Annotated in this window: 25 protein-coding genes, 1 tRNA gene and 1 pseudogene; 10 read left to right on the top strand and 17 right to left on the bottom strand. The window is 70.4% G+C overall.

The window, feature by feature from the left end; translation table 11 throughout:
- The 5 genes and pseudogenes from TSO221_RS23910 to TSO221_RS23890 all read right to left on the bottom strand — a co-directional run.
- Positions 1-196, bottom strand: a pseudogene (locus tag TSO221_RS23910) (2,3-bisphosphoglycerate-independent phosphoglycerate mutase); the annotation flags it as partial.
- Between the two features lie 55 nt (positions 197-251).
- Positions 252-710 (bottom strand): 23S rRNA (pseudouridine(1915)-N(3))-methyltransferase RlmH, encoded by a 459-nt coding sequence (rlmH, locus tag TSO221_RS23905; RefSeq protein WP_109121024.1) that lies wholly within the window; start codon positions 708-710, stop codon positions 252-254.
- Positions 711-735: 25 nt separating this feature from the next.
- Positions 736-1128 carry a ribosome silencing factor gene (gene rsfS, locus TSO221_RS23900; RefSeq protein WP_109121023.1) on the bottom strand — a complete coding sequence of 131 codons (393 nt, stop codon included), beginning with the start codon at positions 1126-1128 and terminating at the stop codon, positions 736-738.
- A 36-nt stretch (positions 1129-1164) separates the two neighbouring features.
- Positions 1165-1773: a nicotinate-nucleotide adenylyltransferase gene (locus tag TSO221_RS23895; RefSeq protein WP_247878214.1), complete on the bottom strand. Its 609-nt coding sequence runs from the start codon at positions 1771-1773 to the stop codon at positions 1165-1167.
- 127 nt (positions 1774-1900) lie between these two features.
- On the bottom strand, positions 1901-3139 hold the full coding sequence (locus TSO221_RS23890) for a glutamate-5-semialdehyde dehydrogenase (protein WP_348770288.1): 1239 nt from the start codon (positions 3137-3139) through the stop codon (positions 1901-1903).
- 237 nt (positions 3140-3376) lie between these two features.
- Here TSO221_RS23890 and TSO221_RS23885 point away from each other — a divergent pair, with 237 nt between their 5' ends.
- Positions 3377-4252 (top strand): cytochrome C, encoded by an 876-nt coding sequence (locus TSO221_RS23885; RefSeq protein ID WP_109121020.1) that lies wholly within the window; start codon positions 3377-3379, stop codon positions 4250-4252.
- Positions 4253-4255: 3 nt separating this feature from the next.
- Here TSO221_RS23885 and TSO221_RS23880 read toward each other — a convergent pair whose 3' ends face one another.
- From TSO221_RS23880 to rplU, 5 genes are all read right to left on the bottom strand, one after another.
- Positions 4256-4939 (bottom strand): HAD family phosphatase, encoded by a 684-nt coding sequence (locus TSO221_RS23880; RefSeq protein WP_109121019.1) that lies wholly within the window; start codon positions 4937-4939, stop codon positions 4256-4258.
- Between the two features lie 10 nt (positions 4940-4949).
- Positions 4950-6110, bottom strand: a complete 1161-nt coding sequence (proB, locus tag TSO221_RS23875; RefSeq protein ID WP_109121018.1) for a glutamate 5-kinase — start codon at positions 6108-6110, stop codon at positions 4950-4952.
- The gene (gene obgE / locus TSO221_RS23870; protein WP_109121017.1) at positions 6094-7245 is read right to left on the bottom strand and encodes a GTPase ObgE; all 1152 of its coding nucleotides are present in this window, start codon (positions 7243-7245) and stop codon (positions 6094-6096) included. The genes proB and obgE overlap by 17 nt, the downstream gene beginning before the upstream one ends.
- A gap of 245 nt (positions 7246-7490) precedes the next feature.
- Positions 7491-7766 carry a 50S ribosomal protein L27 gene (gene rpmA / locus TSO221_RS23865; RefSeq protein ID WP_109121016.1) on the bottom strand — a complete coding sequence of 92 codons (276 nt, stop codon included), beginning with the start codon at positions 7764-7766 and terminating at the stop codon, positions 7491-7493.
- A gap of 28 nt (positions 7767-7794) precedes the next feature.
- Positions 7795-8112, bottom strand: a complete 318-nt coding sequence (rplU, locus tag TSO221_RS23860) for a 50S ribosomal protein L21 (RefSeq protein WP_109121015.1) — start codon at positions 8110-8112, stop codon at positions 7795-7797.
- 416 nt (positions 8113-8528) lie between these two features.
- On the opposite strand from rplU, the gene TSO221_RS35120 reads away from it, so the two are divergent.
- The 4 genes from TSO221_RS35120 to TSO221_RS36065 all read left to right on the top strand — a co-directional run bounded on the left by TSO221_RS35120 (position 8529) and on the right by TSO221_RS36065 (position 11034).
- Positions 8529-8711, top strand: coding sequence for a hypothetical protein (locus tag TSO221_RS35120; protein ID WP_146208896.1), 183 nt, complete (start codon positions 8529-8531; stop codon positions 8709-8711).
- Between the two features lie 54 nt (positions 8712-8765).
- Positions 8766-10082: an ammonium transporter gene (locus TSO221_RS23855; protein WP_199229601.1), complete on the top strand. Its 1317-nt coding sequence runs from the start codon at positions 8766-8768 to the stop codon at positions 10080-10082.
- 92 nt (positions 10083-10174) lie between these two features.
- Positions 10175-10264: transfer RNA gene (locus TSO221_RS23850), tRNA-Ser, on the top strand.
- Between the two features lie 260 nt (positions 10265-10524).
- Positions 10525-11034, top strand: coding sequence for a hypothetical protein (locus TSO221_RS36065; RefSeq protein WP_199229600.1), 510 nt, complete (start codon positions 10525-10527; stop codon positions 11032-11034).
- 49 nt (positions 11035-11083) lie between these two features.
- Here the strand turns inward: TSO221_RS36065 and TSO221_RS23840 are convergent, their stop codons facing one another.
- From TSO221_RS23840 to TSO221_RS23825, 4 genes are all read right to left on the bottom strand, one after another.
- Positions 11084-12283: an ABC transporter substrate-binding protein gene (locus TSO221_RS23840; RefSeq protein WP_109121014.1), complete on the bottom strand. Its 1200-nt coding sequence runs from the start codon at positions 12281-12283 to the stop codon at positions 11084-11086.
- A 181-nt stretch (positions 12284-12464) separates the two neighbouring features.
- A complete protein-coding gene (locus tag TSO221_RS23835) occupies positions 12465-13436 on the bottom strand; it encodes a hypothetical protein (protein ID WP_109121013.1) in 972 nt (323 codons plus the stop codon).
- A 296-nt stretch (positions 13437-13732) separates the two neighbouring features.
- Positions 13733-14185, bottom strand: coding sequence for a GNAT family N-acetyltransferase (locus TSO221_RS23830; protein ID WP_109121012.1), 453 nt, complete (start codon positions 14183-14185; stop codon positions 13733-13735).
- On the bottom strand, positions 14178-14951 hold the full coding sequence (locus TSO221_RS23825) for a hypothetical protein (protein WP_247878213.1): 774 nt from the start codon (positions 14949-14951) through the stop codon (positions 14178-14180). Before TSO221_RS23825 ends, TSO221_RS23830 begins: the two co-directional genes overlap by 8 nt.
- Before the next feature lie 212 nt (positions 14952-15163).
- On the opposite strand from TSO221_RS23825, the gene TSO221_RS23820 reads away from it, so the two are divergent.
- The 3 genes from TSO221_RS23820 to TSO221_RS23810 all read left to right on the top strand — a co-directional run bounded on the left by TSO221_RS23820 (position 15164) and on the right by TSO221_RS23810 (position 18715).
- The gene (locus TSO221_RS23820) at positions 15164-16246 is read left to right on the top strand and encodes a glycosyltransferase family 2 protein (RefSeq protein WP_109121010.1); all 1083 of its coding nucleotides are present in this window, start codon (positions 15164-15166) and stop codon (positions 16244-16246) included.
- Positions 16243-17934, top strand: coding sequence for a glycosyltransferase family 39 protein (locus TSO221_RS23815; protein WP_247878212.1), 1692 nt, complete (start codon positions 16243-16245; stop codon positions 17932-17934). The genes TSO221_RS23820 and TSO221_RS23815 overlap by 4 nt, the downstream gene beginning before the upstream one ends.
- A 91-nt stretch (positions 17935-18025) precedes the next feature.
- Positions 18026-18715, top strand: coding sequence for a class I SAM-dependent methyltransferase (locus TSO221_RS23810; RefSeq protein WP_247878211.1), 690 nt, complete (start codon positions 18026-18028; stop codon positions 18713-18715).
- On the opposite strand, the gene TSO221_RS23805 is transcribed toward TSO221_RS23810, so the two are convergent.
- Positions 18690-19106, bottom strand: coding sequence for a GtrA family protein (locus tag TSO221_RS23805; RefSeq protein WP_109121008.1), 417 nt, complete (start codon positions 19104-19106; stop codon positions 18690-18692). The genes TSO221_RS23810 and TSO221_RS23805 overlap by 26 nt on opposite strands.
- 215 nt (positions 19107-19321) lie before the next feature.
- Between TSO221_RS23805 and TSO221_RS23800 the strand changes: the two genes are divergently transcribed.
- Entirely contained in the window at positions 19322-20488 is a 1167-nt protein-coding gene (locus tag TSO221_RS23800) for a serine hydrolase (protein WP_109121007.1), read from the top strand.
- A 4-nt stretch (positions 20489-20492) separates the two neighbouring features.
- On the opposite strand, the gene TSO221_RS23795 is transcribed toward TSO221_RS23800, so the two are convergent.
- On the bottom strand, positions 20493-20906 hold the full coding sequence (locus tag TSO221_RS23795; protein WP_109121006.1) for a nuclear transport factor 2 family protein: 414 nt from the start codon (positions 20904-20906) through the stop codon (positions 20493-20495).
- Positions 20907-20962: 56 nt separating this feature from the next.
- Positions 20963-22504, bottom strand: a complete 1542-nt coding sequence (locus TSO221_RS23790) for an FAD-dependent oxidoreductase (protein ID WP_109121005.1) — start codon at positions 22502-22504, stop codon at positions 20963-20965.
- Between the two features lie 118 nt (positions 22505-22622).
- On the opposite strand from TSO221_RS23790, the gene TSO221_RS23785 reads away from it, so the two are divergent.
- Positions 22623-24287, top strand: a complete 1665-nt coding sequence (locus tag TSO221_RS23785) for an NAD+ synthase (protein ID WP_109121004.1) — start codon at positions 22623-22625, stop codon at positions 24285-24287.

The raw sequence follows: 24287 nt of genomic DNA, 5'->3' as shown, positions 1-24287 counted from the left end.
AGTTGCCCATCTGCCCCTTGGGCAGGCCGACCTCCTCCTCCGACGCGTTCAGGAAGCCGGTCGGCTCGCCCGACCACAGACGATCCCACACCGGGGTGTCGCCCTGGGCGATGGCGTTGTCCGCCGTCTCCTCGCGATACCCCCAGCCGTCCAGCACGCACAGGACGACGGGGCGGGGGCGTTTGGTGTCGGTCATGGCGGTCTTCTCCAGATCAGGTCGCTCAGCGGTTCGGCTAACTAATATATCAGTTTCACGCGCGATGATAGGGGTGTCCCGCCAGAATCTGCTGGGCGCGGTACAGCTGCTCGGCCAGCATCCCGCGCACCATCATATGGGGCCAGGTCGCCGGACCGAAAGCCAGCAGGAAGGCGGCGCGCCGCCGCACCTCCTCGCCGTGCCCGTCGGCGCCGCCGATCAGGAAGGCGAGGTCGCCCACCCCGGAATCCCGCCAGCCGCCGACGCGCTGGGCGAAGGCGGCGCTGGACAGCGCGGTTCCCCGTTCATCGAGCGCAACGATGATGGCGCCCGCGGGCACCGCGTCCAGCAGAAGCTCGGCTTCCTGGCGCTTCAATTCTTCGGAAGGCAGGCGTTTCTTGACCTCGACCTCGCGCAGGGTCAAGGGCCAGCCCAGCCGGCCGGCGTACTCCTCGTACAGGTCGCGAGCCGGGCCGCCCCGCGCCCGCCCGACGGCGGCGAGCCACAGGCGCATGGTCCGGCTCCCGATCCTCGCGCCGTCAGGCCATCAGCCGCTGCGGTTCGGCGCGCGGCAGGTCGAGGCCCCACATCTTCTCAATGTTGTAGAAGCTGCGGACCTCGGGCCGGAACAGGTGGACGATGACGTCGCCGGCGTCGATCAGCACCCAGTCGCACTGGGGCTGCCCTTCGACCTCGACGTTGCCGATGCCCGCGGTCCGCAGGCGCTCGCGCAGCTTCTCGGCCATGCTCGCGATGTGCCGGGTGTTGCGGCCCGACGCCACGATCATGTAATCCGCGATGCTGGTCTTGCCGGCGAGATCGATGACGACGACGCTGTCGGCCTGGTCGTCGTCCAGGGCTTTCTCGATGAGCGCCTTCAGTTCCTGGGGAACGGGCGCGGGCCGCACGGGGGACGCGGCGGCCGGTTGCATGAACGTACTGATGGTTCCCACCTCGGTTACCAGGGGTCACGACCCGCGGGCACGCGCCCGGCGGATCGCCGTCGCCGAAGCCGGATGCAGCGGGTTGCGCAGGAAGGTCCAGGCCGGCGGCGTCGCCTCGGCCAGCCCCCTGGCCCGGAGATCGGGCACCCGGCGACGGGCAAAGCGCTGCGCGGCCATGCCGCCCAGTGCACCAAGAGAATAAGCCGGCCGGCTGAAGACCGCAATGGGCACCAACCGGAATATCCGCGTCCAGTCCCTCCAGCGGGGGATTTGACGGAGGTTGTCGGCTCCCATCAGCCAGACGAAGCGGGTTTTCGGGAAGCGGCGGGTGAGCTGCCTCAGGGTGTCCGCGGTGTAGCGGGTGCCGAGGCTGCACTCCAGGTCGGTGACGCGGATGCGCGGGTGCCGTGCGGCGATCCGCGCCCAGGCGAGGCGTTCGGCGAGGCTGCCCATGTCGGCGGCGGACTTCAGCGGGTTCTGCGGGCTGACCAGCCACCAGACCTGGTCGAGCTTGAGCGCGTTCAGCGCGTAGACGCTGATGTGCCGGTGCCCGGCGTGGGCGGGGTTGAACGAGCCGCCGAGCAGGCCGATGCGGAGATGGGCGTGCTGGGGGCCGGAGTATTTGTGGACCAACCCTCTCCCGCCCCGGGAGAGGGTGGCGGAGGCGCCGGGTGAGGGAAAATTCAAGGATCCTTGCGCAACCCTCACCCTCCCGCCCTGCGGGCGGGTCCCTCCCTCTCCCGGGGCGGGAGAGGGAATTCTACGGCCGCGTCTGCCCATCGCCGCGCACGACGTACTTGTAGCTGGTCAGCTGCTCCGCGCCCACGGGCCCGCGGGCGTGGAACTTGTCGGTGGAGATGCCGATCTCCGCGCCCATGCCGAACTCGCCGCCGTCCGCGAACTGCGTCGAGGCGTTCCACAGCACGATGCCGCTGTCCACCCGCTGCAGGAAGCGCTCGGCCGCCGCCGGATCCTCGGTGACGATGGCGTCGGTGTGGTGCGAGCCGTGGCGGTTGACGTGCTCGATGGCGGCGTCCACCCCGTCCACCACGCCGCAGGCGATGACGGCGTCCAGGTACTCGGTGTCCCAGTCCTCGGCCGCAACCGGCACGACGCGCGCATCCACCGCCTGCGCGTCGTCGTCGCCGCGCACTTCGCAGCCGGCGTCGAGCAGGTCCTTGACCAGCGGCGCCAGCATGGTGCCGGCTGCGGCGCGGTCGACCAGCAGCGTCTCGGCGGCGCCGCAGATCGAGGTGCGGCGCATCTTGGCGTTCATCACCACCTTGCGCGCCTTCTCCAGGTCGGCGCCCTGGTCGACATAGACGTGGTTGTTGCCGTCCAGGTGCTTGATGACCGGGATGCGGCTTTCCTCGGCGATGCGCTGGATCAGCGACTTGCCGCCGCGCGGCACGATCACGTCGATGTGGTCGCGCATGGTCAGCATGTGTCCCACCGCGGCGCGGTCGGTGGTGGGGACGAGCTGGACGCACGCCTCCGGCAGGCCCGCGGCGCGCAGCCCCTCGGCGAGGCAATCGGCGATGGCGCGCGAGGAGTGGAAGCTCTCCGACCCGCCGCGCAGCACGGCGGCGTTGCCGGACTTCAGGCACAGCCCGCCGGCGTCGGCGGTCACGTTGGGGCGGCTCTCGTAGATGATGCCGACGACGCCCAGCGGCACGCGCACGCGCTGGATCGTCAGGCCGTTGGGCCGCGTCCATTCGGCCAGCACGGCGCCGATGGGGTCGGGGAAGGCGGCGATGTCCTCCAGCCCCTTGGCCATCGCCTCGATGCGGGCGTCGTTCAGCAGCAGACGCTCCACCATGGGGCCGGCGAGGCCGCGGCCCTTGGCCGCCTCCACGTCCCGGTCGTTGGCCGCCTGGATCTTCGCCTTGGCGTGGCGGATGGCCGAGGCGGCGGCCCTCAGGGCCTGGTCCTTCCGCGGGCTCGGCGCGTTCGCCAGCACGGTGGAGGCGTCGCGGGCGGCACGGCCCAGCGACAGCATCTGATCGAGCAGGGAATCGGCGATTTGAGCGGGCGCGGACACGGGAGTCGTTCCTTTGCGATGCGGTAAGGAAGGCGACTGTAACGAATTCGGAGCGAAGCGGAAAGCCGGAGTAACCCAGCCCTGCGTTGCGCTTCGCCGAAAGACGGAGCGCATAGGTCAACTACGCCGTGGCGACGGAGGGCTTGCTTCGCTAGCGTTCCCTTAGAAACCGAAAAGGTTCGGGGGAGAGCTGAGATGACCACGCGTATCCCGCACGCCCTCGCCGTGCTGGCGACCCTGGCGTTCGCCCATGCCGCAGCGGCCGAGACGCCGCTGGAGCGCGGCGCCTATCTGATCAACAGCATCGTCGCCTGCGGCAACTGCCACACGCCGCAGGGGCCGGACGGGCCGGTTCCGGGAATGGAGCTGGCCGGCGGCCTGCGGATCGAGGAGGCGCCGTTCACCGCCTACACCGCCAACCTGACGCCGGACCCGGCGACCGGCATCGGCCGCTGGTCGGATGCGGAGATCGTCACGGCGATCCGCGAGGGCCGGCGCCCCGACGGCACGCTGATCGGCCCGCCGATGCCCTTCCACTTCTACCGCGGCATGTCGGACGGCGACGCCATGGCGATCGTCGCCTATCTGCGCCAGGTGAAGCCGGTGGTGAATCCGGTGCCGAAGTCGGAGTTCCGCATGCCGCTGCCGGTAAGCTGGGGGCCGCCGGTCGGTTCGGTGCCCGACGTGCCGCGCAGCGACGCGGCGAAGTACGCCGAGTACGTCACCGGCCCACTCGGCCACTGCATGGACTGCCACACGCCGCGCCTGTCCGACGGGCGGCTGGACATGACGCGCTGGGGGGCGGGCGGGCTGCCGCTGAACGGGCCGTGGGGCGTCTCGGTGTCGCGCAACGTCACCGCCGACCCGGACGACGGCCTGGGCAAGTGGACCGACGCGCAGATCAAGGCGGCGATCACGTCGGGCGTCCGCCCGGACGGCGCGCGCCTCGCGCCGCCGATGGCGTACCATTACTACAGGAACATCCGGGACGAGGACCTGACCGCGCTGGTCGCCTACCTGCGCACCCTGCCGCCGCTGAAGGGCCCGGTGGCGATGGGGGCGTCGAAGTAGGCGTCAATCCGCCGCGAGGCGCCGGCAGTCGCCGGCCATCTCGCACAGGGCGTCCCAGTCGACCTCGCCGGGGTGGCCGACGACGTGGTCGGCCATCTCGAAGACGAGGTGGGTGTGCTGCGGCCACGCCACCGTCAGCATGCCGGCCGCCTTGGCGGCGCGGGCGCCGGTCGGGCTGTCCTCGATGGCGGCGCAGGCTTCCGGGGGCACGCCCAGGCGCTCGGCGGCGCGCAGGTACGGCTCCGGGTCAGGCTTGCCGTTCACCACGTCGTCGCGGCTGACGGCGAACTCGAAATGCTTGAGGCCCATGTAGCCGAGGTTGGCCTCGACCGCCCGGCGGCCGCTGTTCGACACGCAGGCCTGCCGCAGGCCGCGCGCCGCGAACGCCTCGACCAGCGCGAAGGCGCCGTCGCGCGGCGCCACCTCGTGGATGCGCCGGATGTAGTGGTCGGTGATGGCGCCGGCCCACCGCTCGAAGCTCACCGGCATCGGCCGCTCGGCGTGCAGGCGGGCGTAGAAGTCGGGGAACGAGATGCCGAGCGTCGCCGCGTACTGCGCGTCGGTCATCTCATAGCCGTGCGAGCGGCACACTGCGATGGTGGCGCGCTGGTGCCAGGGCTCGCTGTCCAGCAGCGTGCCGTCGATGTCCCAGAGGATGGCCTGCAGGGGAGGGCGGGCCACCGTCATCGAATCACCTTCATCGCACCACCAGATCGTCGCGATGGATCATCTCGTCGCGGCCGCGATAGCCGAGAATCGCCTCGATCTCCTGGCTCTTGCGGCGGCGGATCAGGCGTGCCTCGTCGGAGCCGTAGGCCGACAGGCCGCGCGCCAGCTCGCGCCCCTCGCGGTCGCGGACGATGACCACGTCGCCGCGCTCGAACGCGCCCTCCACCTCGGCGACGCCGGCCGGGAGCAGGCTGGCCCCCTGCTTCAGCGCGCGCACCGCGCCGTCGTCCACCACCAGCACGCCCGAGGCGTTGAGGTGGCCGGCGATCCACGCCTTGCGGGCGCTGGAGGGCTCGGCGGCCGGCAGGAACCACGTGCACGGCGCGCCGCCGTCGCGCTCCGCTTTCTCCAGCGCGGCCAGCGGGTTCATGCGCTTGCCCTTGGCGATGACCATGCGGCAGCCGGCCGACATGGCGACGCGCGCCGCGGCGATCTTGGTGACCATGCCGCCGGAACTGTAGCCGGGCGGCGGCTCGCCGGCCATGCCCTCGATGGCGGGGGTCAACTCGGTCACCACCGGGATGTGGGCGGCGTCCGGGTCCTTGCGCGGGTCGGCGGTGTACAGCCCGTCGATGTCGGACAGCAGCACCAGCGTGTCGGCCGAGATCATCTGCGCCACGCGGGCGGCGAGGCGGTCGTTGTCGCCGAAGCGGATCTCGGACGTCGCCACCGTGTCGTTCTCGTTGATGACCGGCACGGCGCCGAGCTTCAGCAGCGTGTCGATGGTGGCGCGGGCGTTGAGGTGGCGTCGCCGCTCCTCGGTGTCCTCCAGCGTCAGCAGCACCTGGGCGACGGTGACGTCGTGGCGGGCCAGCGTCTCCTGGTAGGCGTGCGCGAGGCGGATCTGCCCGGTGGCGGCGGCGGCCTGCTTCTCCTCCAGCTTCAGCGGGCGGCCGACGAGGCCGAGATGCTCGCGCCCCGCCGCGACGGCGCCGGAGGTGACGACCACCACCTCGGTGCCGCGCCGGCGGGCGGCGGCCACGTCGTCGGCCAGCGCGTCCAGCCATTCCCGGCGGATCTGGTGGCTGGCGCTGTCCACCAGCAGCGCCGAGCCGATCTTGACCACCAGCCGGCGGGCGTCGAGCAGGGTGGGGACGGACAGGGCCGCGGCCTCAGCGCTGGTCGTCATCCTCGCCGTCCTCCTCGCTCCAAGAGCCGTCGTCCTCGTCGTCCCAATCGGCCATGTCGGGATCGCGGTTGGTGCGGAAGGTCGGGATGTCCGGCCGCTGCGTCTTGGTGGCGGTCGGGTGCAGGACGCCCGGTTCCTCCTCCTTCGACTGCTTGATGGCGGTGAGCAGGCGGTACAGCACCTCCTTCACGCCCTGGCCGGTGGCGCCGGAGAGGATCATCACCTCGGCGCCCGAGGCCTCCTCCAGCGCCGCCTTCTTCTCCTCGACCTCCTCCTCGAGGATGGCGTCGGCCTTGTTCAGGCCGATGATCTCCGGCTTGCCGGCGATGACGCCGCCGCCGTAGGCCTCCAGCTCGCCGCGGATGACGCGGTACGACTCGACGACGTCCTCGGCGGTGCCGTCGATCAGGTGCAGCAGGATGCGCGTGCGCTCGACGTGGCCGAGGAAGCGGTCGCCCAGGCCGTGGCCCTCGTGCGCGCCCTCGATCAGGCCGGGGATGTCGGCGATGACGAACTCCTCCTCGCCGGCGCGCACCACGCCCAGGTTGGGAGCCAGCGTGGTGAAGGGGTAGTCGGCGATCTTCGGCTTGGCCGCCGTGGTGGCGGCCAGGAAGGTCGACTTGCCGGCGTTCGGCAGGCCGACCAGCCCGGCGTCGGCGATCAGCTTGAGGCGCAGCCACACCCAGCGCTCCTCGCCCGGCCAGCCGGGGTGCGACTTGCGCGGGGCGCGGTTGGTCGAGGTCTTGAAGTGCGCGTTGCCGAATCCGCCGTCGCCGCCCTTCAGCAGCACGATCCGCTGCCCGACCTCGGTCAGGTCGGCGAGCACCGTCTCCTGATCCTCGTCGAGGATCTGGGTGCCGACGGGCACGCGCAGCACGATGTCGTCGCCCTTGGCGCCGGTGCGGTCGCTGCCCATGCCGTGGTGGCCGCGCTTGGCCTTGAAATGCTGGGCGTAGCGGTAGTCGATCAGCGTGTTGAGGCCGTTCACCGTCTCGATGATGACGTCGCCGCCGCGCCCGCCGTTGCCGCCGTCCGGCCCACCGAACTCGATGAACTTCTCGCGCCGGAACGCCACCGCGCCGGGGCCGCCGTCGCCGCTCTTGAGGAAAACCTTGGCCTGATCGAGGAACTTCATGGCGCGATTCTTACAGTGAAACCGGCAACGCCCCTACCCCGTCATTCCCGCGAAAGCGGGAATCCAGTGCTCGCGTCCGCGAGCCACATGAGTCATGCCGCCCCTGTCGGGGCTCACGCTGGATCCCCGCTTTCGCGGGGATGACGGCCGAGAGAAGGGCCGAAAGACTATAACAGCAGAAACGAAAAACGGGGGCCGGTCGCCCGGTCCCCCGAATTCGTAGACGCCCCTAGGGGTCGTGCGGCTTACTCGGCCGCGACGGCAACCTCGGTCGCCACGACCTGGACGAAGGTCCGGCCGGCCGACGAGCGCTTGAACGCCACCTGACCGTCGGTCAGGGCGAACAGCGTGTGGTCCTTGCCGATGCCGACGTTGGTGCCCGGGTGGAACTTGGTGCCGCGCTGGCGGACCAGGATGTTGCCGGCGATCACCAGCTCGCCACCGAACTTCTTGACGCCGAGACGGCGGCCGTCGGAGTCGCGCCCGTTGCGCGAGGAGCCGCCTGCCTTTTTATGAGCCATAGTCCTACTCCTTACATACGGCTGCGGCTCAGGCCGCGCCGTTGATCCCGGTGATGCGCAGGACGGTCAGGTCCTGGCGATGGCCGTTCTTGCGGCGGTAGTTCTGGCGCCGCTTCTTCTTGAAGACGATGATCTTCGGGCCACGGTCCTGGGCGACGACCTCGGCGGCCACCGAAGCGCCCGCCACCGTCGGCGTGCCGATCGTCGTGGAGCCGGCGTCGCTGACCATCAGCACGTCATCGAGCGTGATGGAAGCGCCAGCCTCGGCCTCGAGCTTCTCGACCTTGATCACGTCGCCAGAGGCGACCTTGTACTGCTTGCCGCCGGTGCGGATCACTGCGAACATTGTCGTATACCCATTGCAGAACAAACGGCGGGCCGCCCGCCCACCGTTGTTGGTGCGTGCCCGTTCGTGAGAGCGGCGATTTATACGCGTCTTCCCCGCAGAGTCAACAGGGTTTGGGAGCCTGAATTGGCGAAAGCCGGGGCGTCGCGGCCTGCCGCGTCATCAACGCGTCGACGATTCATACCACGGAGACACAGAGGCACAGAGAGACACAGGGAAGAGAGTGCCGGTGCATGTCCCCTCTGTATCTCTGTGTCTCTGTGGTTCCAGCCGCGGTTTCAGGGTGCTGCTCAAGATTCGAGCAATGATGCCTCCTGGCGGGCCGCCCGTCTGTACCCTGGCCGCCGCCTCCGCCGCATGCCGCGACTCGTTGAATCACCAAGGATTTGCCCACGAATTCCGCAGTTTCGCCTGACATGCCCGAAAACGTGGCAGGTAAATTGCAAACAATCTCGCCGCCGGACGCCGGAGTGGCTGAATTCAGCGGCTTTGCTGCACAAGGAATGGGCTTTAAGCCCGCCGAACACAGCGAAGCCGAAGGGGCCAACCGGCGGCATGGGGTGGATGGGGAATCGGCCACTCCGCAGGCAAATGCATAGTTTTTAGGCTAACGACCGGCGCGCGGCGCGCCAGTGGATGGGGAAGCAGGACCTATGGAACTTCGGCTGATTGGAAAGGCGGCCCCGGCGGGGCTGATCGGCGCGCTCGCCACGGCGCTGCCGGCGATGGCGGCGGACGCGCCGGCTCCCGCGTTGGCGCCTTCCGGGGCGAACACGGCGTGGATCCTGGTGGCGTCGGCGCTGGTGCTGTTCATGACGCTGCCGGGGCTGGCGCTGTTCTACGGCGGCCTCGTGCGGGCGCGCAACGTGCTGTCCGTGCTGATGAACTGCTTCGCGATCTGCTGCGTCGCCTCGCTGATCTGGGTGACGTTCGGCTACAGCCTCGCCTTCGACGGCACGGCGCCGTACCTGGGCGGCCTGGGCAAGACGTTCCTGGCCAACATGGACGCAGCGATGCCGGCGTCGGGGCTGCCGGAGAACGTCTTCGCGCTGTTCCAGATGACCTTCGCCGTCATCACCCCGGCGCTGATCATCGGCGCCTTCCCGGAACGGGCACCCTTCGCCTTCGTGGTGGTGTTCTCGACCGTGTGGCTGGTGCTGGTCTACCTGCCGGCGGCGCACTGGCTGTGGGGCGGCGGCTGGCTGGCGGCCATGGGGGCGCTGGACTTCGCCGGCGGCATCGTCGTGCACACCACGGCCGGCGTGTCGGCGCTGGTGGCGGCGATCATGATCGGCCGCCGCAAGGGCTTCCCGCACGAGCTGATCCCGCCGCACAGCCCGGCCATGACCATGACCGGCGCCGGCATCCTGTGGGTGGGCTGGTTCGGCTTCAACGGCGGCAGCGCGCTGGCCGCCGACCAGAGCGCCGCGGCCGCCATCATCGCCACGCACGTCGCCGCCTCGGCCGGCGCCCTGACCTGGACCGCCATCGAGTGGCTGAAGCTGGGCAAGCCGACCTCGGTCGGCTTGGTCACCGGCTGCGTCGCCGGCCTCGCCACCGTCACCCCGGCGGCGGGCTACATCGGGCCGGGCGGCGCCATCGTGCTGGGCGCGCTGGGCGGCGCGGTGTGCTTCCAGTGCGTGCTGTTCGTCAAGCAGCGCCTGCTGATCGACGACTCGCTGGACGTCTTCGCCGTGCACGGCGTCGGCGGCATGCTGGGCTCGCTGCTGCTGGCGGTGTTCGCGCTGAAGGGCCTGGGCGGCAACGGCCTGGCGGAGGGCATGACGTGGCTGAGCCAGCTCGGCGTGCAGGCGCTGGCGGTCGGCGTCACCGCGCTGTGGTCGGGCGTGGTGACCTGGGCGATCATCAAGGCGGTCAACGTCGCCATCGCACGCCGCGTCAGCGCCGAGGAGGAGTACGAGGGCCTCGACCTCGTCACCCACGGCGAGCGCGCGTATGAAATCAGCTGAGTGTAAAATTCCGGCGCTGCGGGCTCATCTTAGGGCTTGCAGCGCCGGAACGCTTCGGTTAGGTTCCGCGCCGCTCCGCACCATGGCGCAACGGATGGGTGGCAGAGCGGTTGAATGCACCGCACTCGAAATGCGGCATACCCGCAAGGGTATCGGGAGTTCGAATCTCCCCCCATCCGCCAGTTTCTCGGGCTCAGCTGTTGAGTAAGACGGCATTTTCCTTCGCCTCCTCAACAGCGCCCCACATTCCGCCCCACACTTGAACGCGGCTTGCCAGGAACCGGCGCGAACCGGGCCGGGGGATCGGCGCCGCGGTGTTCCTGCCGATCGGTGAACCGCCTGCGGGTTTCGCGTCGGCCGCTTCTGACCATTCGCGCACTTTCCCTGCGCGGCACCGTGCGCTCATACTGTCGTCAGGCATGGGCACTGCGCGGAGGGAGCCATGTCGCGACAGTTGTTCAAGGGCGCGTGCGCGGCGGTCGCCGGGCTCGTTCTCGTGACGTCACCGGCCGAAGCGCGCGGCGGCTATGGTCATGGCGGCGGCTACCATTACGGCCACCATCACAGCGGTGGCGACGACTGGGTGTACGGACTCGTCGGTGGGCTCCTTGGTTTTGGCCTGGGCGCTGCCCTGGGGTCGATGTTCACGGCCCCGCAGCCGGTCTACGCTCCACCGCCCGCGCCGCCTCCGGCCCCACCTCCTGCCTATGCGCCGCCATCCGCTCCATCCGCCTATCCCCTGATGTCCACCTCGATGGATGCACCGGATGCACGGCCGGGCCCCGCCTCGACGGGCGTCCTTGATGCGGTGCCGACCTCGCCGCCTTACCTGTCGGCCTCCGGGGCGTATTGCCGTGAGTTCCAGGCGCACAGGGCGTACGGCGGCGTGATGCGGCCCATCGTTGGAACGGCCTGCCAGGGGCCGGACGGGGTTTGGCGCGTTGTCCGTTAGCGGTGCCGGGCCTCACGCCGGGTTCGGTGCGATCAGCTCCCCCTCCGCATCACTTCTTCACGAAGGGGCAGGTGCTCTTTTCCAGCGGCAGGAAGGCCTCGGCGTGGGGGATGTCGCGGACCTTCTTGTAATAGTCCCAGCGGCCTTTGCTCTCGGCCGGCGCCTTCACCTTCCACAGCGCCAGATCGTACAGGACGCGGCCGTCCTCGCGGACCCGGGCCGGGGCGCCGAACTGCTCCAGCGGGATGTCCTTGATCTTGGCGATCACTGCGGCGGAGTCGGTGGTGCCGGCGGCCTTCACCGCCTTCAGCCAGCTCAGCGTCGCCTGATAGGTGTTCGCCTGCTCCTTGCTGGGCATCTCGCCATGACGCTCCTGGAAGCGCTTGGCCCAGGCGCGGGTGGTGTCGCTCTGGTCCCAGTAGAAGTTCTCCGTCACGTACAACCCCTGCGCCGTTTCCAGCCCCAGCGCGTCAACATCCGTGATGAAGACGATGAAGCCGACGATGGTCTGCCCGCCCTTGGAGATGCCGAACTCGCCCGCCTGCTTGATGGTGGTGATGGTGTCCACGCCGACGTTGGCCAGCCCGATGACGTTGGCGCCCGAGCCCTGCGCCGCCAGCAGGTAGGAGCTGAAATCGCCCGCGTTCATCGGGTGCCTGACCCCGCCCAGCACCCGCCCGCCGGACGCGGTGATCACATCGCTGGCCGCCTTCTGCATGGCCGCCCCGAAGGCGAAATCCGCAGCGACGAAGTACCAGCTTATGCCGCCCGACTCGACCACCGCCTTGGCCGTCGCAACCGAGAGCGCGTGCGTGTCGTCGGCCCAGTGCACGGTGTAGGGCGAGCATTGCGCGTTGGTCAGTTCCGCCGTCGTCGCGGCGGAGATCATCAGCACCTTCTTCTTTTCGCGCGCCACCGCCTGCACGGCGAGCGCCACCGAGGACACGGGAAGGTCGGTGATCATGTCCACGCCCCCCTGGTCGAACCACTGGCGTGCGGTGGCCGAAGCGATGTCCGGCGAGTTCTGGATGTCGGCGTGGATCACCTCGACGGGACGATCCAGCACGCGACCGCCGAAATCCTCCACCGCCATCTTCGTCGCCAGCACTGAGCCGGCCCCGCCGATGTCGGCGGCGAAGCCGGACATATCGGCCAGGACGCCGATCCTGACGGGCTGCTGCGCGGCGGCTGGTCCGGCCACCATCCCCATCAGGCACGCGGCGAGCGCAAGGGGTTTCAACGGAATCATATGTCCTCCCACAGGATATTATTGGTGTGGCGGACCGCACCATTTATTTCATTTGAAATTGATGATTCCGCCAACGATGTGGAATGGCAAACGAAAAGCCGCGGGAACGAACAAAAAAACCCCGCTTGAGACGGCGCCCTGGCTGCAGGGCGCCGTCTTGTGTGCCGGTCCGGGCCTGTCGTTACCGTGGCGTTCGGGGCGGCCATGCGGTCACGCCGAAGCTGTCGAGCACGCTTTGGCACGACGTGCAGGGGGGCTTCGGAACCAGGTCCTGGATACCCACGGCCGTGCTCATTCCGCCTCCCGGAACCTGGCCTGCGGACAGCGTCTGGCTCACGCAGCCGGGCTCGGCGCACTTCCCATGCCAGCCGGGCCGGGGATGAGGAGCATTGTTCAAGGCGTCCTGCACGGACGGCTCCATCGGCGTCGGCGTCCCGCCGGTCTGCCTCCGCGGGAAACTGCTCAGGTCGGTGAAGATGCGGTTCGATGGGGTCCGCAAGGCCGCCGCCGTGCCGCGCGTTGCGCCTTGCAGCCGGGCTTGGACAGCAGCCTCGGTCGCCTTGAGCACCGTGGTCGTGTCCGACAGCGCGGGAGAGCGCAACCCGGCCGGGTTGTTGACGGTTCCGACCGGCGGGACGACGGGTCTGACGGTTATCGGCGGCACCGCCGCCAAGCCACCCACCCCCGTGAGCATGCTGTCGGCCCCGGAGGCCGCCCGAGCCGCCCTCGGATCCCTGGTGAGGATGGTGACGAGGGCCGTGCCGACGCCGCCGTTGCGGACCATATCCACGTTGTCGTTCAACTGCTGCCATGCAGCGCTGCGCGCGGCGGCGATCCCGGTGTCCGCCCGCATGACCGGGATGTTGTCCGGAGCCGCTCGCATGACCGGGATGTCTGCTGGGGCCGGCCGGCCCGCGGGCGGCATGCCAAGGCGTGGGAAGCCGCCGGTGGGCGAACCGGAGAGCGCCGGGCCGGTCGTGATGCTGGGGGGCGCGGCGGTGCGGGGAGTGCTGGCGGCACTGGAGGTGTTTACCGGGGGCGATCCCCCCATGGACCCGCCCATCGGCCCGTTGGCCAGGGCGGGCGTAGCGGCGAGAATGGCGGTGGCGGCGAGGGTAAAGGTGGCAGTACGAAGCGCAGCAACGCCGGGCATCGGCTTTTCCTTCCTTGGGGAGGGTGGCGCGGCGTCCTGTGGGCCGCGTGTCGGCGCGTGAATTAGCCCGGAGGGCTAAAATCGCGCTGTGGCGCAACTCACAGAGTGGCTGCGAAGCCGATGGCCTCGTGAAGGACCCGGAGCTAGCTGGCCTCCGTCCGCGCTCCGCCAGCAGCCGGAACGCACCGTCGAGGGGCTGCGGACACGCATTGGCGCGCTTCTCGACGCGTTCCTGCCCCAGGAGTGCGCAAACTGCTTCCAAGCCGCAGGCTACGCGCACTCAATGTGAAAATGCCCTAACCCGCCGCCATCTCGTACAGGTTCCACGCGGTCTTCCTCGCCACCCGGTCGTACAGCGTGCGGGCGCGGTAGTTGTCGTCGGCGGTGATCCAGCGCACGATCGGCCAGCCGCGCGCTCCGGCGACGCGGCGCAGCTCCTGCAGGAGCGCCTCGCCGATGCGGCCGCCGCGGGCGTCCGGATCGACGAACAGGTCGTTGAGGAAGCCGACCTCCATCCCGCGGCTCGGGCTCGGCTCGCCGCGGAAGTGGGCGAGGCCGACGATGCGGCCGCCCTGCATCGCGACCAAGCCCTCCAGCGGATGCGCCGGGTCGTGCAGCCACGCCCACACGCGGTCGAGCACCGCCTCGTCCTCCGGCCACTTGTAGAAGGTGCGATAGCCGCGGAACAGCGGGCGCCAGCCCGCCTCGTGCTCGCAGGCCAGGGGGAGGACGGTGACGGTCTCAGCCATGCGCGGTCTCCAGTCCGTGGGCGTCGGCCCTGCGTTTATCCGACCAATCGCGGACGGTGGCCGGACGGCCGTCGGCATCGATCAGGCCGCGTTCGAACAGTTCGGCGGCGTGGCCGGCGAACCAGTCGGCGGTGCCCGGCCGCTCCCACGCCTCCATCCAGTTCTGCTCCAGGAAGGCGAGGATGGCCGGGTGGCCCAGTTCCGCCTCCCACAGGATGCCGAGGAGCGAGGTCTGCGCCTCCTCGTGCATGCACTGCTGGAAGGTCTGCGTCTGCTGGGCGCGCGCCTCGGCGCGGCGGCTGGTCTCCGGGCCGGGGCCGAGGCCGAACTCGAGGAGGCCGCGGCGCTCCGGCGCGGCGCACAGCCAGTGCGCCACCTCGTGCACGATCACCGTGGCCTCGACGTCGACGCGGATCACGGCGCCGTCCCACATGAAGGAGGCGCTGGGCTTCTCGTCCAGCGTGCCGATGCCGTGCGCGTGCGCCAGCGCGACGCCGTCGGCGCGCTGCTCCGGCGTGTCGACGCCGCCGGGCACTGGCCACGTCGCGGCGATGCGGTGGAACGCGGCCAGCGGCTGCGGGCGGTCGGCGAGATGCGCTGCCATGCGCTCCAGCGCTTCGGGCAGGATGTCGGCGGGAATGGGCGTCAGGATCATCAGGGGGACCGGGTCGGTGGCGGCTTGCGGAACGTCGGGCCCTATTTGCGCCGCCGGGCGGGCGGGCCGCAAGGGGTGGCTGCCGGAGCGGATGGAATAACCGTCGGGCATGGAACGTTCGTGTGGGTGGCCGCCATTCGGGGGGGCCGGTGTGCGCTGCGGTACGGGCAGACGCGCGCGCGAATCGGCCAATGGTCACAAGACAGGCATTTTGCCCACACGTAGGTCTCATGGTATACGCGACAAAGGCACACGGACCGGCCGGGGTCCCGCAGCCCGTTGGACGGCATCCGGCAGCGCGTGAAGTGAGCTTGCGGTCACCCATGTCCCTCGTCGAGGCGCCCCAGGCGCCCACCCTGGTTCGTTCTCCGGCCGGCCCGGACGGCAAAGGCGCCGGTGGCGGCGCCGGGCGCCGGCTGCTGTCGGTGGTCATCCCCTTCTACAACGAGGGTCCCAACGTCGAGGCGCTGTTCGCGCGGCTCGCGCCGGTGCTCGACGGGCTCGACATGGCGTGGGAGGTGGTCTGCGTCAACGACGGCAGCCGCGACGACACGCTGGAGCGCCTGGTCGCCGCGCACGGTCGCGACGAGCGCATCAAGGTGGTCGACCTGTCGCGCAACTTCGGCAAGGAGCTGGCGCTCTCGGCCGGCTTGGCGCACGCCCGCGGCGACGCCGTGGTGCCGATGGACGCCGACCTGCAGCATCCGCCCGAAGTGCTGCCGCTGTTCATCGCCAAGTGGCGGGAAGGCTACGACGTGGTGGTGGCGGCGCGCCACGCCCGGGTCGGCCAGTGCTGGAAGCACCGGCTGTTCGCCCGCGCCTTCTACTGGGTGTTCGACACGCTGTCCGACGTCAAGCTGCCGCGCGAGGTCGGCGACTTCCGCCTGATGGACCGCAAGGTCGTCGACGTCATCAACCGGATGCCCGAGCGTTCGCGCTTCATGAAGGGCATCTTCGCCTGGGTCGGCTTCCGCCAGACCGTGGTGTCGTACGAGCAGGGCCAGCGCACCGGCGGCGACACCAAGTGGGGCTTCGTCAAGCTGCTGCGCTTCGCCTTCGACGGGCTGACGGCCTTCTCCACCTTCCCCCTGCGGGTGTGGAGCTTGATCGGCGTCATGGTGTCGGGCTTCGCGTTCGTGTACATCGTGCTCCGCCTGCTGCGGACGCTGCTGTTCGGCGTCGACGTGCCGGGCTACGAATCCCTGATCGTCTCGGTGCTGTTCATGGGCGGCCTGCAACTCATCACGCTTGGAATCATCGGCGACTACCTCGGCCGGGTGTTCGAGGAGGTCAAGGGCCGTCCGCTGTTCATCGTCCGCTCGACGCACGGCCTCGCCGAGGGCGCCGAGGCCCAGGTCGATGTGGCGGCGGCGGCGCGTCACCGGGTGCCGGAGGCGCCGCTGTGAACTATCAGGTCTTCCCGACGGACCCCGCGATCCGCGCCGGCGCGCGCGCCGGCATGGACTACGGCACGGTGTGGGACCAGCTGGCCCGCGTGCTGCTGCTCGGCATGCTGGTGCTGGTCGTGCTGTCCTTCCAGGACTACGGCATCACCACCGACGAGGAGGTGCAGCACATCTACGGCAAGGAGCTGCTGTCCTTCTACCTGTCGGGGTTCCAGGACCACTCCGCCTTCCATTTCAAGGACCTGTACCTGTACGGCGGGCTGTTCGACCTGGCGGTCGCCGTGCTGATCCCGGTCTCGCCCTTCGACGAATACGCCACCCGCCACCTGCTGTGCGGCCTGATCGGCGTGGTCGGCATCGCCGGTACCTGGCGGCTCGGCCGCGCGCTGGCCGGCCCGCGCGCCGGCTTCCTGGCGGCGGCGGGGCTGGCGCTGTGCGGCGTCTATTACGGCGCGATGTTCAACAACACCAAGGACGTGCCGTTCGCGGCCGGCATGGTGTGGATGCTGTACTTCGCCACCCGCATCCTGCAGCAGATGCCCAGGCCCAGCCGCTCGGCTGCGTGGAAGTTCGGGCTGATGCTCGGCCTGGCGCTGGGCATCCGGGTCGGCGCGGTGTTCGGGGTGTTCTACCTGGGGCTGGCGCTGCTGCTGCACCTCGGCGTGGTGTGGCATCTGGAAGGGCGCAAGCAGATGCTGCACGACGCCCGGCTGTCGGCGCTGATCCTGCTGCCGGCGCTGCCGATCGCCTACGTGGTGATGGCGGTGTTCTGGCCGTGGGCGGTGCTGAACCCGCTGAACCCGCTGGAGGCGCTGGCCGCCTTCTCGCGCGTGCCGCTGAAGATCATCACGCTGCTGAACGGCCAGAACGTGCTGTCCAGCGACCCGCCCGCCTCCTACGTGCCGATGTATCTGGCGGTGAAGCTGCCGGAGGCGCTGGTGGTCGGCCTCGGCGTCGCGGTGCTGATGGGCGCGGTGGCGCTGCTGCGCCTGGAATCGCAGCCGTGGCGCCGGCACGTGGCGGTCACCTGGGTGCCGACGGTGCTCGGCGCCTTCGTGCCGATCGTCGTCTTCATGCTGATGCGGCCGACCATCTACAACGGCATCCGCCACTTCCTGTTCGTCATCCCGCCGATGGCGGTGATGGCCGCCTACGCCGCCGACCGCGGCTGGTCGGTGGCCGAGCAGTGGGGGCGGCGCGCCGGGCACGTCTTCGCCGGGGCGCTGACGGTGCTGGGCGTGGTCTATCTCTGGCAGCTCGCCAGCATGCATCCCAACCAGTACGTCTACTACAACAAGTTCATCGGCGGCCTGCGTGGCGCCGTGGGCAAGTTCGAGCTGGACTACTGGGGCAACTCGCTGCACGAGGCGACGCAGGAGCTGATCGCCTTCGTCGAGCGCGAGAACAACGGCGCCGCGCCGCAGACCACCTACACGCTCTCGGTGTGCGGCAACCCGCTGGCGGTGCGCTACGACCTGCCGCCGTGGCTGAAGCTGGTGGACAAGGACCCGGACTGGCGGCGCGCCGATTTCTTCATGGCGTTCACCCAGGTGCGCCGCTGCCCCGACCTGCTGGACGGCCAGCCGATCCTGGAGATCAACGCCGATGGCGTGCCGCTCTCCATCGTCAAGGACCGCCGTCCGCCGGAGCGGAAGCTGCGGGCGGGCGCCCAGACGGACGCCCATTGATGAGACGGATAGGAAGATCCGGCGGGTTGATCATCCGTTAAGACATCGGTCATACTCCCCTGTCGCCGTTCGCGCGACAGGGGAGGGCGCCGTGACCTTGTGGATCGACTTCTGGGATCGTCCCAACGCCATCTACGCCGACCAGCGCAATCTGGAGGCGCACTTCGACCGCATCACGCAGGACCTGATGCCGCACCTGCCGTCGGGCGGCACGGTGCTCGACTTCGGCTGCGGCGAGGCGCTGGGCGCTGGGGCGATGGCGCGGGCCTGCGGGCAGGTGCTGCTGTTCGACGGCGCCCCCTCGGTGCGGCGGAAGCTGGCGGCGCGCCTGGGCGGGCAGCCGCGGGTGCGGGTGCTGGACGAGGCCGCGCTGGCGGCGCAGCCGGCGGGCAGCGTCGATCTGGTGACGGTGGTCTCCGTGCTCCAATACATCGCCAAGGACGATCTGCCGGGGCTGCTGGCACGCTGGCGGGATCTGCTGGCGCCGGGCGGGCGGCTGATGCTGGCCGACGTGGTGGCGACCGGCACGCCGATGCTGCGCGACGTGCGCAGCCAGCTGGAGTTCGCGGCGCGGCACGGCTTCCTGATGGCGGCGCTGGGCGGCATCGTGCGCATGGCGCTGTCCGACTACCGGCGCGTCCGCCAGCAGGTCGGCTTCTCCACCTACACGCCCGGGGAGCTGTCGGCGGTGCTGGAGCGGTCCGGCTTCACGGTCGAGCGGCTGCCGGCCAACATCGGCCCGACGCCGCACCGCTTCACGCTGGTGGGGCGTCCGGCCTGACCGGCCTGCCGAAGGTCCAGAAGCGGTTGGCGCCGTAGCTCCACAGCATCACCGTGCCGGTCGCGGTGACCTGCGCCAGCAGGTAGTGCAGCGCCGCCCAGTGCGTCAGCACCCACATGATCGCGCTGTTGAGCGCCAGGCCGGTGACGGCCACCGCCACGAACTTGCCCGCGGTCGGCAGGTGCTGCCCGGCGCTGTCGAACACGAAGCGGTAGTTCAGCAGATAGCTGATGACCCCGCCGACGACGAACCCCGCGGCCGAGGCCGGCACGGCCGGCGCTCCCGCCAGTTCGACCAGCGCCACCAGCAGCCCGTAATGCCCGACCGCGGCGGCGCAGCCGACCACCACGAACATCGCGAACTGCCTGATCTGCTCCAGCGCCGTCATCATCCTGCCGCGTGCCCCGTCGGGCCTTCGTCCTAGCCCGGCATCCCCCGCCTGTCCAGCGGCCAGAGCGGCCGGGCGAAAAGGGTTACCCGCCACCCCGCCCGCGAGGTGCGTCGACCGGCGCCCCGCGCGCTGTGGGGGGATCGCCCGACGCGTGAATCCCGGCCGGACCCGCCGCTCCCCACTGTCCACCAGCGACCCAGGACGGGAGCTGTGGAATGCGGGCGGCGGCGATGGGATTCGGGCTTGCGCTGGCGGCTTCGGTGGGCTTGGCGCCCGCGGCGTCGGCGCTCAATCTGGAACGGTCTCAGGAACGGGTCCAGGAGGTGGTCGACCGCGCCGCCCTGGCGCGGCTGGCCGAGGCGGGGGCGACCGGGGGCGGGCTGGTGGTCGGCGTGATGCACCAGGGGCGCACGGTGGTCACCGGCTACGGCAGCACCGGACGGCGCGGCGGCCCGCGGCCCGACGGCCGGACGGTCTTCCAGATCGCCTCGCTGACCAAGCCGTTCACCGGCACCATCCTGGCCGAGCTGATCCGCGCCGGCGCGGTGGCCGCCACCGACCCGCTGGACCGCCACCTGCGTCAGACGCCGCACGTGCCGGCCTACGAGGGGCGGCCGATCCGGCTGGTCGATCTGGCGACGCACACCGCCGGCCTGCCCAACGTGCCGGAGACGCCGAACTTCTCCTGGTCGCGCCTGGAGGACCCGCGCAACCCCTACAAGCCGCTGACCCCGGGCGAGGTGGACGCGTGGCTCGCCGGCTACGAGCTGCCGGTGCCGCCGGGCACGCGCTTCCGTTACTCCAACGTCGGCATGGCGGTGCTGGGCGAGGCGCTGTCCACCGCCACCGGCACCAGCTACGAGGAATTGCTGAAGCGCATCGTCATCGACCGCTTCGGCCTCCGGGACACCACCTTCCGCCTCAGCGCCGAGCAGCGCGCCCGCAAGGCGGTCGGCCACGCCCGGGGCTCGGAAGTGCCGGACTGGGAGGCGCCGGCCATGCTGCCCTCCTTCGGCCTGTACTCCACCGCCGACGACCTGCTGCGGTGGCTGCGCGTCAACATGGGCGACTGCCCCGGCGGCTGCGGCGCCGACACCGTGGGCACGCTGGCGCTGGCGCAGACCGTGCAGGTGCAGGGGCCCTCGCTGGTCGATCCCGGCAGCCTGGGGCACGGGGCGATGGCGCTGGGCTGGTTCGTGGCGTGGGCTCGCGACGGCACGCCGATCTACTGGCACTCCGGCGCCACGGGCGGCTTCAACGCCTACATGGCGGTGTCGCGGGCGCACCGCTGGGCGGTGGTGGCGCTGACCAATACCGACCCGGAACGCACCGTCGCCGACAAGGTCGCCATCGACGTGCTGCGGACCTTCGAAGGGAATTAGCCGCTCAGTGCAGGCGCCGTGCCGGGGTGGGGCCGCGCTCCGCCGCCGGCGCCAGCGGTCCCGCCTGATGGTGCACGAGGCGCCAGGCGCCCTCCTCGCGGGCGAACAGGTTGGAGGCGACGCAGACGTTGCCCGGCATCACCTCCTCGCACAGCACCAGCGCGGTGTCGCCGAGCATCACCACCTGCTCGTTGCGCGGATGGATGGATGGCGGCTGCGGCCCGGCGAGGAGGGCGCGCCAGCTGTCCATCACCGTCTCGCGCCCCATCAGCAGCGTCCAGCCCGGATGCAGGCAGGCCACCGGCAGATGCCGCGCCCACAGCGCGTCCATGGCGGCGAAGTCCAGGCTGGCGAAGGCGCGGTAGAAGGCTTGGTTGAGCGCCAGGACGGCGTCGCCATCGGTGGTTTGGGCGGTCATGCGGGCGGATCCTCCATCGTCCCGCATGGTGTCGGATCGACGGCGTTCCCGCAAGCTCACTTGACGCGCCCGTCCACCTCCTGCCCGACCCTGGCGAGCGCCGACGTCGCCGGGCCGTTCAGCACCGCGCCGTCGCAGGCGAAGCGGGAGCCGTGGCAGGGGCAGTCCCAGGTCTTCTCGCCGGAGTTCCATTCCACCGTGCACTTCAGGTGCGGGCAGACCGCCGACATCCGGTGCAGGTGCCCCTGCTCGTCGCGGTAGACCGCCACCGGCCGGGCGAAGGTCTTCATGATGGCGCCCTCGCCGGGCTTGATCCGATCCTCGGAGTCCACGTCGGACGGGCCGAAGGCGGTGCGCGCCAGATGGCGGGCGGCGTCGAGGTTCTCGCGCAGGTAGGTGCCCAGCTTGCGGATCATCTTGCGCGAGGGGTCGTACAGCGTCGCCCAGGGGTGGTCGTGGCCGTGCACCAGCTCGCACAGCATCAGGCCGGCCAGCGTGCCGTGCGTCATGCCCATGCCGCTGTCGCCGGTGACGATGAACACGTGCCCCCAGTGCGCCGGGTCGCGGCCGATGAAGGCGAGGCCGTCGAACGGCTCCATCACCTGTCCGGACCAGCGGTACTGCACCTCGCCGGCCATCGGGAAGTGCTCGCGCGTCCAGGCCTCCAGCCGGGCGTAGCGCAGGTCCATGTCGTCGGCCTCGCCGGTCTTGTGGTCCTCGCCGCCGACGATCAGCACGGCGTGGTCGCTCTCCGATTGGAGGCGCACGTAATGGTAGGGATCCAGGTCGTCCCACCACAGCGCGGTCGGCAGCGCGTCGCGCGCCACCTTCAGGCCGAGGACGTAGGTGCGGTAGGGCGCCTGCTTGGAATGGATGGCGACGCGGTCGCTGATCGGCGCGTTGGTGGCGACCACCACCGCCTTGGCATCGACGGCGCCGCCGTGGATGTGCACGCGCACCCCGTCGGTGATCTCCTCCAGCGTGGTGACGTGCGCGCCGGTGGCCAGCGTGCCGCCGCGCCTGCGGAACGCCTCGACCAGCCCCGACAGGTATTTCAGCGGGTGGAGCATACCCTGGTCCGGGAAGCGCAGCGCCGGGCCGGGATGCGCGATGCCCGGCGCGTGGTCGTGCTTCTCGACGCCGGTCAGGCCGGCGCGGTGCGCGGCCGCCAGCTCCTTGTCCATCTCGGCCGGGTCCTGGCCGGGGGCGGCCATCAGCCAGCCGTCCAGGCGGGCGAAGTCGCAGGCGATGCCCTCCTCGCGGCAGATCCGCTCGATGGCGTCGATGGCCGCGCCGTGGCTCTCGGCGGCGAGGCGCGCGCCCTCCCGGCCGTGCAGGCGTTCGATCTCGGTGAAGCGGTCGTCGATGGCGTTGGAGAGGTGCGCGGTGGTGCGCCCGGTCTCGCCGTCGCCCGGCGCGCCGTCGTCGAGCAGCAGGACCGTCTTGCCCGAGCGCTGGAGGAAATAGGCGACGCTGGCCCCGGCGATGCCAGCGCCGATCACCACCACGTCGGGCCGCACGCTCTGCGGGTCGACGGTGCTCTGCGGCGTCGTCGCCGTCGCCATCCACACCGATGTGGTCGAGCCGGAACCCTGCATGGTCTGCCTCCTGCTGCTGCCTCTCTGCAAACAGCACCGGTCGAGGCGGGTTCCGGGCCTTTCGCGGCGCCGCGCCGGCTGCTAGGCTCCGCTGTCCTTCGGGAACGGAACGCAGAGAATGACCGACCGCCTGTCCATCGCGCTTGCCCAGATCAACCCGACCATGGGCGCCATCCCCGCCAACATCGACCGCATCCGCACCGCGCGGGCCGAAGCGGCGGCGCGCGGCGCCGACCTCGTGGTGTTCACCGAGCTGGTGGTCTGCGGCTACCCGCCGGAAGATCTGGTGCTGAAACCCTTCTTCCTCGACACGGTGGAGCGCGCGGTGACCGCGTTCGCCGAGGAGACCGCCGACGGCGGCCCCGCCGTGCTGGTGGGCGCCCCCTGGCGCGACGGCGGCCGGACCTACAACGCGGCGTTGCTGCTGGACGGCGGCAAGGTGGCGGCGGTGCGCTACAAGCACGACCTGCCGAACTACGGCGTCTTCGACGAGAAGCGCGTGTTCGCCTCCGGCCCGCTGCCCGGGCCGATCAACTTTCGCGGCGTGCGGCTGGGCGTGATGGTCTGCGAGGACATGTGGACCCCCGACGCCGCCGAGACGCTGGTGGAGACCGGCGCGGAGATCCTCGTCGTCCCGAACGGCAGCCCCTACGAGGCCGACAAGCTCGACCGCCGCCTGCAGCTGGCGGTGCAGCGGGTGACCGAGACCGGGCTGCCGCTGCTCTACGTCAACCAGGTGGGCGGCCAGGACGAGTTGGTGTTCGACGGCGCCTCCTTCGCGCTGGACGGCGACCGCGCCCTCAAGGCCCAGGCGCCGAGCTTCGCCGAGCACCTGCTGCTCACCCGCTGGGAGCGCGGGGCGGACGACCGCTGGACCTGCGCCGAGGGCGAGATCGCCAGGCCGGCCGAGGGGCTGGCCGGCATCTACGAGGCGCTGGTGCTGGGCCTCAAGGACTACGTCAACAAGAACCGCTTCCCCGGCGTCATCCTCGGCATGTCCGGCGGCATCGACTCGGCGCTCTCCGCCGCCATCGCGGTGGACGCGCTGGGGCCGGACCGCGTGCACTGCGTGATGATGCCCTCGCCCTACACCTCGCAGGACAGCCTGGACGACGCGGCCGAGGCGGCGGAGCTGCTGGGCTGCCGCATCGACACCATCCCCATCGTGCCGGCGATGGAGGCGTTCACCCACATGCTCGCCCCGGCCTTCGCCGGCCGCGATCCCGACATCACCGAGGAAAACATCCAGGCCCGCGCCCGCGGCATGACGCTGATGGCGCTGTCCAACAAGTTCGGCGCCATGGTGCTGTCCACCGGAAACAAGTCGGAGCTGTCGGTCGGCTACTCCACGCTGTACGGCGACATGTGCGGCGGCTACGCCATCCTCAAGGACGTCTACAAGATGACGGTGTACGGCCTGTGCCGCTGGCGCAACGGGCACCTGCCGCCGAACGCCCGGGGACCCGCCGGCCGCGTGGTGCCGGAGCGCATCCTGACCAAGGCCCCGACCGCCGAGCTGCGCCCCAACCAGAAGGACCAGGACTCGCTGCCGCCCTACGAGGTGCTGGACGACATCCTGGAATGCCTGGTGGAGCAGGACCTGAGCATCCCCGACATCGTCGCCCGCGGCCACGCGGCGGAGACGGTCAACAAGGTCTGGCGCATGCTGCACCTGGCCGAATACAAGCGCCGGCAGGCGCCGCCGGGGGTGAAGATCACGCGGCGGATCTTCAACCGCGACCGCCGCTACCCGATCACCAACGGCTTCACCAGCGTCGTGTGA

Origin of the sequence: Azospirillum sp. TSO22-1 (genome assembly GCF_003116015.1) — a bacterium.
Lineage (GTDB): Bacteria > Pseudomonadota > Alphaproteobacteria > Azospirillales > Azospirillaceae > Azospirillum.
The sequence above is the reverse complement of the archived record's forward strand: the minus strand, read 5'-3'. Positions and strand labels throughout refer to the sequence as shown.

Excerpts from the sequence above, each read along its gene's own strand:
- obgE (WP_109121017.1), bottom strand. The coding sequence starts at position 7,245 with ATGAAGTTCCTCGATCAGGCCAAGGTTTTCCTCAAGAGCGGCGACGGC.
- TSO221_RS23805 (WP_109121008.1), bottom strand. The coding sequence starts at position 19,106 with ATGATGACGGCGCTGGAGCAGATCAGGCAGTTCGCGATGTTCGTGGTG.
- TSO221_RS23785 (WP_109121004.1), top strand. The coding sequence starts at position 22,623 with ATGACCGACCGCCTGTCCATCGCGCTTGCCCAGATCAACCCGACCATG.
- TSO221_RS23855 (WP_199229601.1), top strand. The coding sequence starts at position 8,766 with ATGGAACTTCGGCTGATTGGAAAGGCGGCCCCGGCGGGGCTGATCGGC.
- rsfS (WP_109121023.1), bottom strand. The coding sequence starts at position 1,128 with ATGCAACCGGCCGCCGCGTCCCCCGTGCGGCCCGCGCCCGTTCCCCAG.
- rpmA (WP_109121016.1), bottom strand. The coding sequence starts at position 7,766 with ATGGCTCATAAAAAGGCAGGCGGCTCCTCGCGCAACGGGCGCGACTCC.
- TSO221_RS23840 (WP_109121014.1), bottom strand. The coding sequence starts at position 12,283 with ATGATTCCGTTGAAACCCCTTGCGCTCGCCGCGTGCCTGATGGGGATG.
- TSO221_RS23795 (WP_109121006.1), bottom strand. The coding sequence starts at position 20,906 with ATGACCGCCCAAACCACCGATGGCGACGCCGTCCTGGCGCTCAACCAA.
- TSO221_RS23800 (WP_109121007.1), top strand. The coding sequence starts at position 19,322 with ATGCGGGCGGCGGCGATGGGATTCGGGCTTGCGCTGGCGGCTTCGGTG.
- TSO221_RS23820 (WP_109121010.1), top strand. The coding sequence starts at position 15,164 with ATGTCCCTCGTCGAGGCGCCCCAGGCGCCCACCCTGGTTCGTTCTCCG.
- TSO221_RS36065 (WP_199229600.1), top strand. The coding sequence starts at position 10,525 with ATGTCGCGACAGTTGTTCAAGGGCGCGTGCGCGGCGGTCGCCGGGCTC.
- TSO221_RS23830 (WP_109121012.1), bottom strand. The coding sequence starts at position 14,185 with ATGGCTGAGACCGTCACCGTCCTCCCCCTGGCCTGCGAGCACGAGGCG.
- TSO221_RS23880 (WP_109121019.1), bottom strand. The coding sequence starts at position 4,939 with ATGACGGTGGCCCGCCCTCCCCTGCAGGCCATCCTCTGGGACATCGAC.
- TSO221_RS23835 (WP_109121013.1), bottom strand. The coding sequence starts at position 13,436 with ATGCCCGGCGTTGCTGCGCTTCGTACTGCCACCTTTACCCTCGCCGCC.
- TSO221_RS23790 (WP_109121005.1), bottom strand. The coding sequence starts at position 22,504 with ATGCAGGGTTCCGGCTCGACCACATCGGTGTGGATGGCGACGGCGACG.
- rlmH (WP_109121024.1), bottom strand. The coding sequence starts at position 710 with ATGCGCCTGTGGCTCGCCGCCGTCGGGCGGGCGCGGGGCGGCCCGGCT.
- TSO221_RS23825 (WP_247878213.1), bottom strand. The coding sequence starts at position 14,951 with ATGCCCGACGGTTATTCCATCCGCTCCGGCAGCCACCCCTTGCGGCCC.
- TSO221_RS23890 (WP_348770288.1), bottom strand. The coding sequence starts at position 3,139 with ATGCTGTCGCTGGGCCGTGCCGCCCGCGACGCCTCCACCGTGCTGGCG.
- TSO221_RS35120 (WP_146208896.1), top strand. The coding sequence starts at position 8,529 with ATGCCCGAAAACGTGGCAGGTAAATTGCAAACAATCTCGCCGCCGGAC.
- rplU (WP_109121015.1), bottom strand. The coding sequence starts at position 8,112 with ATGTTCGCAGTGATCCGCACCGGCGGCAAGCAGTACAAGGTCGCCTCT.
- proB (WP_109121018.1), bottom strand. The coding sequence starts at position 6,110 with ATGACGACCAGCGCTGAGGCCGCGGCCCTGTCCGTCCCCACCCTGCTC.
- TSO221_RS23885 (WP_109121020.1), top strand. The coding sequence starts at position 3,377 with ATGACCACGCGTATCCCGCACGCCCTCGCCGTGCTGGCGACCCTGGCG.